At 53.7% G+C, this 13,501-nt stretch carries 16 protein-coding genes; 2 read left to right on the forward strand and 14 right to left on the reverse strand.

Annotated elements, in window-relative coordinates; genetic code table 11:
• Positions 1-149: 149 nt before the first annotated feature.
• The 6 genes from EL386_RS12020 to EL386_RS12045 form a co-directional block, all read right to left on the reverse strand.
• The gene (locus EL386_RS12020; protein WP_126456483.1) at positions 150-1,403 is read right to left on the reverse strand and encodes an OprO/OprP family phosphate-selective porin; all 1,254 of its coding nucleotides are present in this window, start codon (positions 1,401-1,403) and stop codon (positions 150-152) included.
• A 213-nt stretch (positions 1,404-1,616) separates the two neighbouring features.
• Positions 1,617-2,588, reverse strand: a complete 972-nt coding sequence (locus EL386_RS12025; RefSeq protein ID WP_126456484.1) for a PstS family phosphate ABC transporter substrate-binding protein — start codon at positions 2,586-2,588, stop codon at positions 1,617-1,619.
• Positions 2,589-2,695: 107 nt separating this feature from the next.
• Positions 2,696-4,009 (reverse strand): phosphate regulon sensor histidine kinase PhoR, encoded by a 1,314-nt coding sequence (gene phoR, locus EL386_RS12030; RefSeq protein WP_126456485.1) that lies wholly within the window; start codon positions 4,007-4,009, stop codon positions 2,696-2,698.
• Between the two features lie 2 nt (positions 4,010-4,011).
• Entirely contained in the window at positions 4,012-4,704 is a 693-nt protein-coding gene (gene phoB / locus EL386_RS12035) for a phosphate regulon transcriptional regulator PhoB (protein ID WP_126456486.1), read from the reverse strand.
• A gap of 109 nt (positions 4,705-4,813) precedes the next feature.
• Complete coding sequence (locus tag EL386_RS12040; RefSeq protein WP_126456487.1) at positions 4,814-4,993, reverse strand: hypothetical protein; 180 nt, start codon at positions 4,991-4,993, stop codon at positions 4,814-4,816.
• A 28-nt stretch (positions 4,994-5,021) separates the two neighbouring features.
• Positions 5,022-5,258: a hypothetical protein gene (locus tag EL386_RS12045; protein ID WP_126456488.1), complete on the reverse strand. Its 237-nt coding sequence runs from the start codon at positions 5,256-5,258 to the stop codon at positions 5,022-5,024.
• A 280-nt stretch (positions 5,259-5,538) separates the two neighbouring features.
• Between EL386_RS12045 and trxA the strand changes: the two genes are divergently transcribed.
• On the forward strand, positions 5,539-5,883 hold the full coding sequence (trxA, locus tag EL386_RS12050; protein WP_126456489.1) for a thioredoxin: 345 nt from the start codon (positions 5,539-5,541) through the stop codon (positions 5,881-5,883).
• Here trxA and EL386_RS12055 read toward each other — a convergent pair.
• The 7 genes from EL386_RS12055 to EL386_RS12085 all read right to left on the reverse strand — a co-directional run bounded on the left by EL386_RS12055 (position 5,880) and on the right by EL386_RS12085 (position 11,789).
• A complete protein-coding gene (locus EL386_RS12055; RefSeq protein WP_126456490.1) occupies positions 5,880-6,107 on the reverse strand; it encodes a GDCCVxC domain-containing (seleno)protein in 228 nt (75 codons plus the stop codon). The genes trxA and EL386_RS12055 overlap by 4 nt on opposite strands.
• Before the next feature lie 71 nt (positions 6,108-6,178).
• Complete coding sequence (locus EL386_RS12060; protein ID WP_126456491.1) at positions 6,179-6,571, reverse strand: MerR family transcriptional regulator; 393 nt, start codon at positions 6,569-6,571, stop codon at positions 6,179-6,181.
• 49 nt (positions 6,572-6,620) lie between these two features.
• Complete coding sequence (locus EL386_RS15645; protein ID WP_126456492.1) at positions 6,621-8,270, reverse strand: methyl-accepting chemotaxis protein; 1,650 nt, start codon at positions 8,268-8,270, stop codon at positions 6,621-6,623.
• On the reverse strand, positions 8,267-10,114 hold the full coding sequence (locus tag EL386_RS12070; protein WP_126456493.1) for a GGDEF domain-containing protein: 1,848 nt from the start codon (positions 10,112-10,114) through the stop codon (positions 8,267-8,269). The genes EL386_RS15645 and EL386_RS12070 overlap by 4 nt, the downstream gene beginning before the upstream one ends.
• Positions 10,115-10,276: 162 nt before the next feature.
• Positions 10,277-10,729 carry a hypothetical protein gene (locus tag EL386_RS12075; protein ID WP_126456494.1) on the reverse strand — a complete coding sequence of 151 codons (453 nt, stop codon included), beginning with the start codon at positions 10,727-10,729 and terminating at the stop codon, positions 10,277-10,279.
• A gap of 135 nt (positions 10,730-10,864) precedes the next feature.
• Complete coding sequence (locus EL386_RS12080; RefSeq protein ID WP_126456495.1) at positions 10,865-11,233, reverse strand: diacylglycerol kinase; 369 nt, start codon at positions 11,231-11,233, stop codon at positions 10,865-10,867.
• Complete coding sequence (locus tag EL386_RS12085; protein WP_172597717.1) at positions 11,214-11,789, reverse strand: mismatch-specific DNA-glycosylase; 576 nt, start codon at positions 11,787-11,789, stop codon at positions 11,214-11,216. The genes EL386_RS12080 and EL386_RS12085 overlap by 20 nt, the downstream gene beginning before the upstream one ends.
• A gap of 58 nt (positions 11,790-11,847) precedes the next feature.
• Here EL386_RS12085 and EL386_RS12090 point away from each other — a divergent pair, with 58 nt between their 5' ends.
• Positions 11,848-12,288, forward strand: coding sequence for a YcgN family cysteine cluster protein (locus tag EL386_RS12090; RefSeq protein ID WP_197722077.1), 441 nt, complete (start codon positions 11,848-11,850; stop codon positions 12,286-12,288).
• Here EL386_RS12090 and EL386_RS12095 read toward each other — a convergent pair.
• Positions 12,285-13,181 carry an ROK family protein gene (locus EL386_RS12095; RefSeq protein ID WP_126456498.1) on the reverse strand — a complete coding sequence of 299 codons (897 nt, stop codon included), beginning with the start codon at positions 13,179-13,181 and terminating at the stop codon, positions 12,285-12,287. The two genes, EL386_RS12090 and EL386_RS12095, sit on opposite strands and share 4 nt — an antisense overlap.
• Positions 13,182-13,501: the final 320 nt, after the last annotated feature.

Here is a 13,501-nt window from a genome sequence, read left to right on the forward strand (position 1 = left end):
GACACGCGCTTGTCATAAATCGGCGGCACGCCGCGGCCCCATTTGCTATCCGCCTTGCATAAAAAAACCCCGCCAGGCGGCAGGGTCAATATTACGACGACGGGCTTCCCTGCCCAAACTTCTCCTATTAGAGGGGTGTCGACAGGGTCTTAAAAATCGATCTGGGCACGCATGGCGAAGATGTTTGGATCATCATCCACACCGGCGACCTCGGCATCAACATCGATGTAGTTGGCCATGATGCGTACATTCGGGTTCACATACCAGTTCAGACCGAGGGTCAGGTTATCTTCTTCCCCACCCTGGATGGCGCCGTCGTCCAGGTCCAGCGTGCTGTAACGCACCGCCAGTTCCCAGGCACCGCTCTTGGCCTTCGGCTTGACCCGACCAAACTTGCCCTTCTTGGCACTATAAGGACGTGACTCACCGGTGAGGAAGTAGCTGGCCGTGAGGTAGGCACCATCAAAATCGGCATCATCAAAACCACTTTCACGTGACACGTCGACTTTCAGGTACTCACCCTGCAGGGAGAATGGGCCAAACACGGCGGCGGCTTCCAGGCCGAACTTCTCGATGTCTTCAACGTTGCTGATGCTGCCGGTATCGATGATGCGGGTACCGGTGGCATGGAACTCCGGACGCTGACGGAAACGAACGACATCAGCATCATCGAGAGGCTCTTCATGGGCAACCGCGGCACCAAGGTGAATGGCACGGGTCTTTTCTGCAATCGGAGCGAAGGTCACACGGGCACCGAGACCATAACCTTCCTGGCCGTCCTCATTATCCTCAGAGTTACCACCGTAAATACTCGCCGCGGCACTCCAGTTATTGCCGCCCTTGTTGATACCGACACCGATACGGTGACTGGTAGCAAATACGGTTGGCAATGAACGCTCCATGAAGGTGATGTACTTGGAACTGGTCAGCTCTTCCAGACTGATTGGCTGCTTGAAGTTACCGATGGTGACACCCCAGGGCTTGTACTTGAGGTAGGCATCCTTGATGGCCAACGCATCATCAGAGTAATCAACCTGCACCTTGTAGCCCCAGTCACGGTAGAGAGTGCCCTTGGCGAACATGCGCAGGCGACGGAATTCGGTACCGGAATCGTGCTTGGAAACATCTTCATCCACATAACCGGCATCAACCATGACACGCCCCCCAAACTGGAAGCTAAAGTCACCGTCTTCACTCTTGGCCTTGATGCCACCCTTGGTGCTGATCTGAGTGCCGGAATTTTTACCATATTGTTTCTTTAATTCCTGATGTTGTTGCTTGCTGATGACACCATTTTCCAGCAACACCTCCAGCAATTCTTTGTCACCGGCCTCTGCAGGCAGACTCATGGTGGCCAGCATGGTGGCCGCCGCGAGGGTAGACAGTTTTTGATTCATTTTCATTGTCAAGCTTCTCCCAAGAAGTACATATAAGTTTGAGCAGCTATTCTCTAAAACAGATGTGACAACTCTGTGATAACAATATGAAGCTTGTGTGTATAAATTATTACGCGCTGATGACAGTAAGCTTGCAGACAACAAAGACAGCAATAAAAAAGCCCCGCCAGGGCGGGGCTTTCATAATCCATTCCATGAATGGATATACTGGCATACAGATTACTTAAGCCTGGCCAGTTCCTTTTCCACAATCTTGTTTGATAGCGGGATGTAGCCATCCTTGATGACAACCTGCTGACCCGCCTTGGACAAGACCATCTTCACAAACTCACGCTCCAGCGGGGCCAGCGGCTTGTTCGGGTGCTTGTTCACGTAGACATACAGGTAACGGGACAGCGGGTAGCTACCATTCGCGGCATTGTCGGCGGTTGCCGGGATGAACGCTGTGCCCGCCTTCTTGGTCAGAGGCACGGCCTTTACGCCCGAGGTCTTGTAACCAATACCGGAGTAGCCAATGCCATTGATAGAGGCCGTTACTGACTGCACTACCGAGGCGGAACCGGGCTGCTCATTAACGTTGGACTTGAAGTCACCCTTACAGAGGGCCTTCTTCTTGAAGTAACCATAGGTTCCGGAGACGGAGTTACGGCCGAAGATCTGGATATCACGGCTGGTCCAGGCGCCACGCAGGCCAAGCTTGCCCCAGCGACTAACATCTTCATCGGCTCCACACTTGCGGGTAGATGAGAATACCGCGTCCACTTGCGGGATGGTCATACCTTCAATCGGGTTGTCTTTGTGTACATAAACGGCCAGGGCATCAATAGCGACACGAATCTCGGTAGGCTTGTAACCATGTTTCTTTTCAAAGGCCTCAAGTTCCTTGCTCTTCATCTTACGGCTCATCGGGCCGAAGTTAGAGGTGCCTTCAGTCAATGCGGGCGGCGCAGTAGAAGAACCGGCTGCCTGGATCTGCACATTTACATTTGGATAGACCCGCTTGAACTCTTCAGCCCAAAGCGTCATCAGATTGGCGAGCGTATCGGAACCGACACTGGAAAGGTTACCGGATACACCACTGGTGCGTGTATAAGTCGGCAGTGATGGGTCAAGCTTGGAGTCGGCCAATGCAGAACCCGCCATAAATGGCACGCTGCACAAACTAACCAAGGCAATTAAGGTTTTCTTCATTTCTGTTTACTCCTTAGAACAAGAATATCTCGACGATTGCTTATCTATACTACTGTATACAGTTTCATTAATTCCCATGACAGCTTGGTGAATGATATATGACAGTTTTATGAAACTTTTTCTGTGACTGTGACAATCTGTTCAGGGGGGAAATCACAGCGGAACACACTGCCCTGACCGACCTGGCTTTCTATGTGCAAGTGGGCACGGTGCCGTTGCAGGACATGCTTGACAATGGCCAGCCCCAGACCCGTGCCCCCGCTATGCCGGGAACGGCCGACATCGACACGGTAAAAACGCTCGGTGAGGCGATCAATATGTTGTGTCGGGATACCTATGCCGGTATCACGTACGGCGAAGTGTGCGCCTTCATCATCGCGACACCACGACAGGCTGATCTCGCCGCCGGCGGGGGTATAATTCACTGCGTTGAATACCAGATTGGAGAAGGCGCTACGCAGCTCTTGATCATTACCGGTGATAAATAACTCGTCATCACACTCCAGGCTGATCTGTTGATTCTTGTAACCGCTCAGACTGCGTGCCTCCTCCAGCAGCATCTTTAATAATTGCGCGACATTAACCGCCTCATGGCTCGCCGTGTACTTCTTCTCGGACTCGAGGCGGGATAGCAGTAATAAATCGCCGATAATACTTTGCAGGCGGGAGGCCTGTTCACTCATGCGCACAACCACATCATCGAATTCATCGCTATCACGGTTATCCGCCTCGGCAAACAATTCCAGGTAACCACTGATAACAGTCAACGGGGTGCGCATTTCGTGCGAGACATTAGCAACAAAATCGCGACGCATTTCTTCCAGGCGCTGCATATGGGTGATGTCACGAGCAATCAACAGACGTTGATCGGTACCATAGGCAACCACGCGTATCGAAAGTGTCCGGCTATCATCAATGGGCGAGAGCAGCGTCAAGGGCTCTTCAAACTCTGCCCGCAGCATGTAGTTCACCAGGGCCGGGTTGCGAATCAGGTTCAATATGCGCTGTCCCAGGTCATGGGTGGTATGTATGCCGAGCAGGCGCGTGGTGGCACTGTTACACCACTCTATGGACCCCTCGTTATTTAACACCACAATGGCATTGGGCAGGGCCTGCGATGCCTCCTGGAAACGGCTCAGGCGTGAGACCAGGCGTTTATGCCGCCGCCTGTTGCGCTGACGGAAGCGGTGCAACTGAATAAATATCTCTTCCCAGATGCCGCTACTTTGCGGCGACTCACCGCTCAGGCGCTTTTCTATCCAGCGGCCCAGCTTGGCCAGGTTATGGATGTGCCAGGCCAGGTAGAGGAGGCTGACCAGCAACAGCCAGGAGAAGAAGTTTCCGAATAGTCCACTCAGTACCAGGGCGACACCGGCCAGCAATCCCATGCGCCAGATTTCTTCTACCCAGAATCGATTCATTATCAGTTCCGTACAGAGAAGCGGTAACCTGCGCCGCGCACGGTTTGCACCAGGTTGTCATGTCCACCTGGGGCCAGCACCTTACGCAGGCGGCGGATATGTACATCGACGGTACGTTCTTCAATATAGACGTTGTTGCCCCATACCAGGTCGAGTATCTGCGCACGACTGTATACACGCTCGGGGTGAGTCATGAAGAAATGCAGGATACGAAACTCGGTTGGACCAATCTCCAGTGCCTCATCATTGGCAAATACACGATGACTATCCGGCTCGATACGCAGGCTCTCCACTTCTACCGGTTCATCCGATAATTGTGGCTGGGTACGACGCAATACCGCCTTGATACGCGCATTCAGTTCCTTCGGTGAAAAGGGTTTGCAGACGTAGTCATCGGCACCGACTTCAAGTCCCTTGACACGGTCATCTTCCTCGATACGCGCCGTCACCATGATCACCGGGATATCCCTAGTCAGATCTTCACGCTTGAGTTGGCGTACCAGTTCGACACCGCTTTCGCCCGGCAACATCCAGTCCACCAACATCAGGTCCGGTAATTGTTCCTTGATAGACTCTCTCGCCTCGCGCGTATCGGCGGCCTCGCTGACCGTGTAACCGAACTTACTCAGGGCCAGACGCAACATCTCGCGAATCGGTGCTTCGTCTTCAATAAGCAATATGTGAGGTTTTGCCATATTCATGCTCGCCAGTCTGCCAGGCAACGAATGATTACCTGGGAAGCGATTCTATGTCCGGGATATGACAATTCTGTGACATGCAGAAAAGTTCTGTCACAATTCGACGTCAGGGCATCGACAAGCTGTCGCCATAAAAGGTCTGATAGTACTCGCGCATGGCAGCCTCAAGTTCTACGAGCTTGCGTGCATAGGCCTGTGGCCGGGCCTCTTTTAACACGGCACCCGGCACACCACTGGTCTCGGCACGCAGGCGACGAATCTGTGCGTCCAGTTCGTTCACCGTCATTCCTGCTACCTCCGAACCCTCATAGTCGTTAAAAGGCCTTGTCGGTTTCGAGCAGGATATCCCCCTGTTCATGCCGGGGGATGACCAGGTCCAGGCACTGCCAGTCTTCGATGCTGATGGTCTGGGTGGCACCTTCAACATACTCGAGCAGTATCAACTCGATGCCCTCGTGGCCCAACATGACCATTTTGACCTTCATCAGCTTGCCGGTACGATTGATGTACCAGTAACCGGGCAGGGGTTGTTGCAAATCCAGATTATCCATTGCTCTCGTCACTCAGGGTTAATTGGCGAGCCCGTTTATTAACGGGAGTTAACAATTGTTAACAATTTGGATTTTAAGCGGCTAACCCTCGTCTGGCAAAAATTTCTCTGTATACCCTGCCAGCTATAGGCTATCCCGGCCCCCAATCTACCCCTATCCATATGTTTCATAAAGAAATTATGTTTTTTTCACGATTCTGTCTCGCGGGCGAGATAATCCCCCTTGTCATGCGGGGTTACGCGGGCGAAAATGCCCGACTTTTAATATAGGCGAAGACGCTATGCCAGACGCAGTGGACATCTTTGACGTCACCGAGGACAATTTTAGTGAGCGGGTCGTGGCCGCCTCACGACGACAAGCCATCATGGTCGACTTTTGGGCCGACTGGTGTCCGCCCTGCCGTGCCCTGACCCCGGTGCTGGAGAAACTCGTCGCCGAGGCCGATTGCCGGGTAAGACTGGCCAAGGTTGAGGTCGATGACAATATGCACCTGGCCGGCCACTATGGCCTGCGTGGCTTCCCGACCGTGATCCTGTTTAAGGATGGCGAGGAACGTGGTCGTTTCAGTGGTTTCAAACCCCGTGCCGAGATCGAAGACTTCATCGCCCAACAGCTGCGGTCTTAAACCTCGCTACAACAACCACGCTGGTTTTCCAGCTGGACCGGTGGACACGGTACTGAGCCATAGGAACAAAATACACAGCAATCACCCGGTTTCGGTTTTAGCAGTGTTCCACAACCCTTGCATGGGTAAAACCACTGACAGGCGTCGGTCGGCATGGTCTCGGTCTCACGATGACCACACTGCGGACAGGTCAGGGTCGATTGCAGAATAACTTTATCGTTCATGATGATACCTGCTCATGTTTTCTGACTGTGAGCAAGTGTAAGGGCCGTACCGCGGTACGGAGTCAAGCCGCTTAGGGCTTGTTGAGGCTATCGATGATCGGACAGGCGGCCGTCGTCGCGTGCCCCTGACAGGACCGCAGCAGGTGTTCCAGGGTCTCGGCCATCGCCGTGAGGTCATGGATACGAGCATGAATGCTCTGCAACTTCTGGCCCGCGATCTCCTGGGTCTGCTGGCAATCGGCATTATCCAGCAGTAACAGCTCTTTTATCTCATTCAGGGTAAAACCCAGTTCCTTGGCCCGGGCAATAAACTGCAGGCGACTGAGGGCCTGCCCCGGGTAAACGCGATACCCCTCCGCGGGTTTCGGCGGTTCTTCCAGCAAGCCGATGCGCTGATAATAACGAACCGTTTCAACACCGACCCCCGCTTCGCGGGCGAGCCGGCTAATGGTCAATGCGGGCATACTAAACACCTGTTATCGTCAGCCATGACTATAACATTCCTGGCGACAACTATTTAAAGGCATTCACCATGGTCTGCAGGGCATCACTCTGCGTTGCGGTATGTTCTGCCAGGACCATGGCCTGTTGAGAATCCGTTGCCGTTTGTATAGATAGACCGGAGATGGCATCAATACTGCGCACGATCTCCTCGCTCACTGCAGTCTGCTGCTCCACCGCACTGGCTATACACTGGTTGGTCAGGTTAATCATGGCCAGAGCCTCATCGATCCCGTTAAGCACACGATTCGCCTCGCGGGCGTGTGTCATGCAGTCAACGGACGCCTCACGCCCCTTGTCCATGACCACAACCGCCTCGCTCGCGCCTTGCTGGAGTTCCTGGATGATCACCTGTATCTCACGCGTCGAGGCCTCGGTGTTACCCGCCAGCACCCGGACCTCGTCGGCGACCACGGCAAAGCCCCGGCCCTGCTCACCGGCACGGGCCGCCTCGATCGCCGCATTCAATGCCAGCAGGTTGGTCTGCTCGGCAACACCACTAATGGTCTCGAGTATCTTGTTAATGCCCTGGGCCTGCTGGTTGACACTGCGAATCACCTCACTGGCCTGTTCCACCTCACTGGCCTGTTCCACCTCGCTGGACAAACCCTCCATGGTATCGACCACCCGCTGCACCACCACACGCCCTTCACCGGCCTGGGTAACGGCGCCCCCCGTGGACTCTGAGGCCTGATGGGCGTTACCGGAGACTTCCCTGACTGCCGCCGACATCTGCGACATAGACAAAGACACATGTTCAATGCCTTGCTGTTGCTGCTGCATGCCCTGGTAGTTTTCTTCTGCAGCCAGTAGCAGACCGGCAGCTGAGTTATTTAATTGTCGGGTCGAATCCTTGATCCTGTCGACCAGCGCCTGCATTGCCGACATAAACACATTAAAACTGTCCGACAGGGCTGCCAGTTCGTCCTTTGAGTTGATCGGCAGGCGGTAACCCAGATCGCCCTGGTTATTGCGCACATCCGCCGCGACAGCGGTAATCGACTTGACGACCCGGTCCAGGGGATTGAATACCATACGCCCAATCAACCAGAAAAATATCACGGCAAGGACAAGCGTGACCACGACCAGTACCACCATCACGTTCCGGCGCTCTGCAGCCATATCATTATGTATCTGTGCCAGTGTGGCATCGCGCTTGACCCACACTGCGGCCACGATCTCGCTGAGAATGCGTACGGGTTGACGGTCCATGCCGCGCACGTACTTGTCGGTGGTGATGTGCGGCTTGTGCTCGGCCAGTTTGTATACTGGCAAAGCCGTACGATAGCGCTTGCCCATTTCCTCATGTGCATGGGAAAAGGCCAGTATCTTTTCATACAATTCCTGATCGTCTTCCAGTTCCAGCAACAGTTCATCGACCAGTTCACGGGTTCGGCGCTCCTGCTCATTAAAACCGCCCAGGTGCTTGTCATACAGGGCATCATCATAACCACGCAGGAGGATATTCTTCCATTCCTGTACCTGGGTCTTGAACTCCACCTGCGCCCGCAAAGCCAGCGACATCTGCCTGGCATTGGCATTATTCACCTCATCCGCCTCGGTAAAGGCGGCCTCATAATGTTTTGCGATTAACATCATGGCCACAAGAAAGACAACGATCGATGAAATGAATATCGTAATCAGTTTACCCTTGATGCTCATAACAGACCCTCCTGTCCGTCGGTTTTGGGTGGCGTAGCAAAGGCCCGCTGTACACGCCGCTCAATGAACAGGCTGTTGCCAACTATATTCTTGGCATGATGCTTGGCATGGCTGGCCAGCTCGGCGATATCGGCATGAGAAAGATACTGTTCAGGGTTCACCATAATGACGCCAATCGACAGGCTCATAATCGGGTAGAATTTTTCATCCCCATCCCGGGATATGGCAAGTATTCCGCCTCGCTCATTATCCGTATGGTTATAGAACTTGACTATCTCCTTCTCAAAACTGCGCAGGATGTTATTACAGCGTTCTGCCCAGTTATCACTGAGAAAAATAACGATAAAATCATCACCCCCAACATGACCAATAAAGTCTCCAGATGTATCGATATGCTGGGAAAGGATATCGGCGATCAACTTTATTACCTGGTCCCCTTTTCCATAACCATAGACGTCGTTATACGGTTTAAAGTTATCAATATCGCAATAGGCCACGGCAAAGCGACTTTCGCCGAGCATCAATTCATCCAGCCTTTCGTAAATCGGCACATTGCCCGGCAACAGGGTTAGGGGATTGGCATAGCGGGCATTACGTATTTGCAGCTTGGTGATCTTGCGTAACAGGTCCAGGACCTTGCCAAGGCCTCTGTATTCACCGCCTTCGACAATAATAAAGTCCGCCTCGAGCTGCGACTTCATGCTGTCGGTAACCAGTTTACTAACTTGTTCGATGCCCCACTGTTTTTCCACAATCACCACTGATTTGTCGGCAATATCAATAACGGATTTGTTTGCATACAGTGAACGTCCATACTGGGTCGAAAAGGTTGCAAGCAGCTGGTTGCGACGAATCAGCCCCAGGGCCTTATTATTGTTATCGACAACCGGGATTGCTGTCAGCGATTCATTTTCATGAAACAACTGGTGTGTCGCATCCAGGGTTGTGTCAGGGCGCACATGTGCAGTTTGCACCAGCAGATCCGCGACACTTTCGGACGTTTGCTTCAGGTGTTTCTTGCATTCATGTGATACTGCGCACTGAAACAGCTTGCCGGGGATTACATAAGGGGGCGATTCGGCAGGACGAGCGAAGTAATAGCCCTGGCCAAAGGGGATACCCATGGCCGAGATCGTTCGACACTCGTCCTGGGTTTCTATGCCCTCGGCTATAACCTTGCAATCAAGTCCCCGTGCGATGTCTACAATCGAGCGCAGGAAGGATTGCTTGACCTTGTCTTCATGGATGTTCTGGATAAAATGCCGATCGACCTTGACATAATCCGGGCGCAGTTCGGACCAGGTACGCAAGCCTGAGTAACCGGCGCCGAGGTCATCAATGGCGATCTCAAAGCCCATTGTCTTGTAATGATCAATCGCCTTACGCATGACCTCAAAGTCATACAGGGGATACTGTTCGGTCAGTTCGATGACCACATTCTCAGGTCTGATACCAATCTGATTAAGTATCTCCAGGGTCAGGCCTGAACGGTGTTGTGGTCCGAGCAAACTTTGCGGGGTGGCATTGAGAAACAACTTGCCCTGCAAGCGCCTGGACTGAAAACCCTTGATGCCACACTTGCGGCATAACATATCCAGTTCATTCAGCCTGTCTTCACGTATGGCCATATCAAATAGTGTGACCGGACTATGGAAGGCGCTGTCTGAAGGCCCCCTGATCAGGGATTCATAACCGTAGATGGTCTGCTGATTCAGGTCGACAATGGGCTGGTATATAGCCGTCAGAGATTCTGTTTCAAGAATATCCAGGAAGACCAGGCTTATCCAATCAGCATCCTGCTGTGCATGCTCCATGCACAGTTCGTTAGTGCATTGGCTAGTCATGGCAAATATTCCTATAAAAGTGTGGTTTTATAGGCAGCCATGATCGGCACAAGCAATGACAAACAGATGTCAGTTATATGACAAAATTATGAAATATCCTCTCGCCTGGCAGCCGCAACAAGCGATATGGTCATAAGACTGTCACACAGGGGAGATTTCTCTTTAATGCCCCGGGAATATCGTACGACTGATATTTTCTTCCGTCGGGTCGGTGATCTGGCTCAATGCCACGACCTGGTCAGCGGCCTCCTTGACGATAGCATCGAGCTTGCCCACCAATTCGGGATTGTGTGGTGCGTTTTTCTGTTCCACCATCCTGAACAACTGCATCTGGTTAAGAAAATTATTCAGGATATGCTGTGTGGCACGTGAGGTCTGCATGAACACCTGGATGCGTTGTTGCTCTTTTTCCAGTAAGCGCTGGGTGTTGTGGCAGGCATAAAAGCCAAACCCTATCACCAGCAGGGCGATAACCGTGCGCATGTATATCTCGTTCGGATCGGTCGGGATAAGCGCAAACGCTTCACCAAAGACAATAGTGTGAACCCAGGATTCAATCACCCAGTAGAGTATGGCGACGAAAAAACCTATGCGTCTGTATTTTCCAGCTTGCATGGACCACCTGTTATCTAAAAATATCATCACAAGGATCGGCGACCTCGTCGCACACCCAGCCAGTAACAATGGAAAAGTCTAGCAAAATGGTCGTGTTTGTATAGAAACCGCTGTATAGCAACGGAAATGGAGCCTTTATATCGGTGTCAGGACAATCAGGAACCAAACCAGGAGGGCCAGCACCAGTGACAGGAATACGGCGGCCGAGGCAATATCTTTGGCACGCCCGGCGAGTTCATGCCATTCATCACCGAAGCGGTCGACCACGGCCTCGATGGCCGAGTTCAGTAATTCCGTGATCATGACCAGTAGCCATGCACCAATCAACAAGGACCGCTCTATCGGGCTGGCCGTGAGGTAAAAGGCCAGTGGCACAAGAATAAGGCCCAGCCACACCTCCTGGCGGAAGGCCTGTTCATTCCTGTACGCGGCGCGCAGGCCAACCAGTGAATAACCGCAGGCCTTGTAGAGGCGATCAAAAGGATTATTGGGGGCCTTCTTCATGACGACTTCCTGATGGTTTCTTGTTCAATTGATCTCGCAACACCCTGACCTTTTTATACCAGGCCACCAGGTCATCGAGTGAATAACGGGCATTGGCCGGGCTCGGGTTCGGCGTGACCATCACGCGTGATTTGCCGATGCGCAGTGGTTGCAAACCCCAATCAATACCGTCGACCTTTTCACCCGTGTACTTGAGGTAATTCTTGTAGGCCACCTTGCCGTGAAACCAGCAAATGCGCGGCTGATACCTGAGTAATTTTTCTTTCAGCAGCGGTGCCCCGTGTCGGTAGTCACTGGCACGCAACTGCGCGACCCCCGCTGTCGGCGGTTTAACGACATCCGTAAAACCAAAACGATACGTCCCCAGCAGGCGTTGCAGGGCCACCGCCCCGGGCTGCAAGGGTTCATCCACCAGCCCCGAGGCGTTTAGTGCCTTCCAGAAACGGTTTTGTGGGTTACCATAATAACACTGTACGCGTATGGAATAGGGTGAGGGGTTACTACCAATCGAGACAATATCGAGGTCTTCCGCCAGGTAGTCAGGTAATGTTTCCATTTTTTCCATTCTTCTCCCACACTACGGCCTTGCCATCAGCCATATGAAAACCCTAGCAATGAAGCCTTTCTGGGAACACAAGAGCCTCGCCGAGATGAACGCCGAAGAGTGGGAATCCCTCTGCGATGGCTGCGGCCGCTGCTGCCTGCACAAACTCGAAGACGAGGACTCGGGGCAGGTCTACTTTACCAGCGTCAGTTGCCGTTTACTCGACAGCCACAGCTGTCGCTGCCAGCGCTATACCGAACGCCTCCGCTACGTCCCAGATTGTATCGTACTCGAGCCATCGCAATGCCTCGACTCAACGGCACTGCCCAGTAGTTGTGCCTACCGTCGTCTCGCCGAAGGGCGGCCCCTGCCCGACTGGCACCCCCTGCTCTCCGGCGACCCGGAGTCCGTGCACCGGGCCGGGATGTCGGTGCGTGACCGCGTCATTAATGAAACCCGGGTTGCCGAAGAGCAACTCGAGGACTACCTGCTCGACTGGCCGGATAACTAAGGCCATAACCAGGCGGCACCACGCACCCCGCTCGAGTCGCCGTGTTGAGGGGGACGCAAGGCGGTCAGCACCTGGTCAGAAAACACCCAGGCCGGCCATAACGCGGGCACATCGGTGTACAGACTCTCAATATTCGACAGCCCGCCGCCCAGGACGATCACCTCCGGGTCGAGGAGGTTGATGACATGGGCCAGGGCACGGGCCAGGCGCTGTTTATAGGTCAACAGGCTGGCCTGGCAATCGGCATCCCCCTCGCCCGCCCGGCGGAGCAATTTCTCGACCGAACCCAGGGTCTGGCCGGTGTGTTGCGAATGCCGCGCCAGCCAACCCGGTCCGGATAAATAGGTCTCAATGCAGCCCTGCCGCCCGCAATAACACTCGGGACCCGGCCACTCTGCCGAAGTCGGCCAGGGCAAGGGGTTATGCCCCCACTCACCAGCGATGGCATTCGCCCCCTCGAGGATCTGGCCATTGATGACCACCCCGCCGCCGGTACCCGTCCCCAGGATCACGCCAAACACGCTACCAGCCCCGGCCGCGGCGCCATCAATCGCCTCGGAGAGGGCAAAACAATTGGCATCGTTGGCCAGGCGTACCTTGCGCTGCAGGGCTGCCTCGAGGTCCTGTTTGAGCGGCTGACCGTTCAGACACACCGAGTTCGCATTCTTGACCCGCCCGTCGCGCGCCGAAACAGCCCCCGGCATGCCGACCCCAACCGTAGCGGTCTGTGCCAGCGCAGCCTCGGCGGCCTGTACCAGTTCGGTAATTGCCTTGACTGTAGCCGTGTAGTCTCCTTGTGGCGTAGCGATACGCCGACGTAAGCACTCACTTCCATCTTCGTCGAGGGCGACGATCTCTATCTTCGTCCCACCCAGATCGATACCTAGCCGCATCGTCTCACCACTTTATTCATTGCGCTGTCGAGCATAAAAACGCATCTTCCCAAATCAGCTGGTCCTTTGTATTTTCTGTCTCTTAACGTATGAGAACAAGCCACCCTGGTTATCCATCGCGTAAGCATTTTCCTACAATCTTCATCGGCATTTCACTACACCTCACCGGGAGTATAAAGAGTATCTTTAAGATTCAATCTTGCACGGGGGGAGAGGGGAATGCCCGGCAAGATAGGTATGGATACAGTGCCTCGGCAGGGACGCGCCGAATGAGGAAGAAATTCAGGCACGCGATTCACTTGCTGCGCGTCTGTCTGCAC

This window comes from Sulfuriflexus mobilis, from assembly GCF_003967195.1.
Lineage (GTDB): Bacteria > Pseudomonadota > Gammaproteobacteria > AKS1 > AKS1 > Sulfuriflexus > Sulfuriflexus mobilis.

Coding starts and splice junctions, on each gene's coding strand:
- EL386_RS12020 (WP_126456483.1), bottom strand. CDS start 1,403: ATGAAAATGAATCAAAAACTGTCTACCCTCGCGGCGGCCACCATGCTG.
- EL386_RS12025 (WP_126456484.1), bottom strand. CDS start 2,588: ATGAAGAAAACCTTAATTGCCTTGGTTAGTTTGTGCAGCGTGCCATTT.
- phoR (WP_126456485.1), bottom strand. CDS start 4,009: ATGAATCGATTCTGGGTAGAAGAAATCTGGCGCATGGGATTGCTGGCC.
- phoB (WP_126456486.1), bottom strand. CDS start 4,704: ATGGCAAAACCTCACATATTGCTTATTGAAGACGAAGCACCGATTCGC.
- EL386_RS12040 (WP_126456487.1), bottom strand. CDS start 4,993: ATGACGGTGAACGAACTGGACGCACAGATTCGTCGCCTGCGTGCCGAG.
- EL386_RS12045 (WP_126456488.1), bottom strand. CDS start 5,258: ATGGATAATCTGGATTTGCAACAACCCCTGCCCGGTTACTGGTACATC.
- trxA (WP_126456489.1), top strand. CDS start 5,539: ATGCCAGACGCAGTGGACATCTTTGACGTCACCGAGGACAATTTTAGT.
- EL386_RS12055 (WP_126456490.1), bottom strand. CDS start 6,107: ATGAACGATAAAGTTATTCTGCAATCGACCCTGACCTGTCCGCAGTGT.
- EL386_RS12060 (WP_126456491.1), bottom strand. CDS start 6,571: ATGCCCGCATTGACCATTAGCCGGCTCGCCCGCGAAGCGGGGGTCGGT.
- EL386_RS15645 (WP_126456492.1), bottom strand. CDS start 8,270: ATGAGCATCAAGGGTAAACTGATTACGATATTCATTTCATCGATCGTT.
- EL386_RS12070 (WP_126456493.1), bottom strand. CDS start 10,114: ATGACTAGCCAATGCACTAACGAACTGTGCATGGAGCATGCACAGCAG.
- EL386_RS12075 (WP_126456494.1), bottom strand. CDS start 10,729: ATGCAAGCTGGAAAATACAGACGCATAGGTTTTTTCGTCGCCATACTC.
- EL386_RS12080 (WP_126456495.1), bottom strand. CDS start 11,233: ATGAAGAAGGCCCCCAATAATCCTTTTGATCGCCTCTACAAGGCCTGC.
- EL386_RS12085 (WP_172597717.1), bottom strand. CDS start 11,789: ATGGAAACATTACCTGACTACCTGGCGGAAGACCTCGATATTGTCTCG.
- EL386_RS12090 (WP_197722077.1), top strand. CDS start 11,848: ATGAAGCCTTTCTGGGAACACAAGAGCCTCGCCGAGATGAACGCCGAA.
- EL386_RS12095 (WP_126456498.1), bottom strand. CDS start 13,181: ATGCGGCTAGGTATCGATCTGGGTGGGACGAAGATAGAGATCGTCGCC.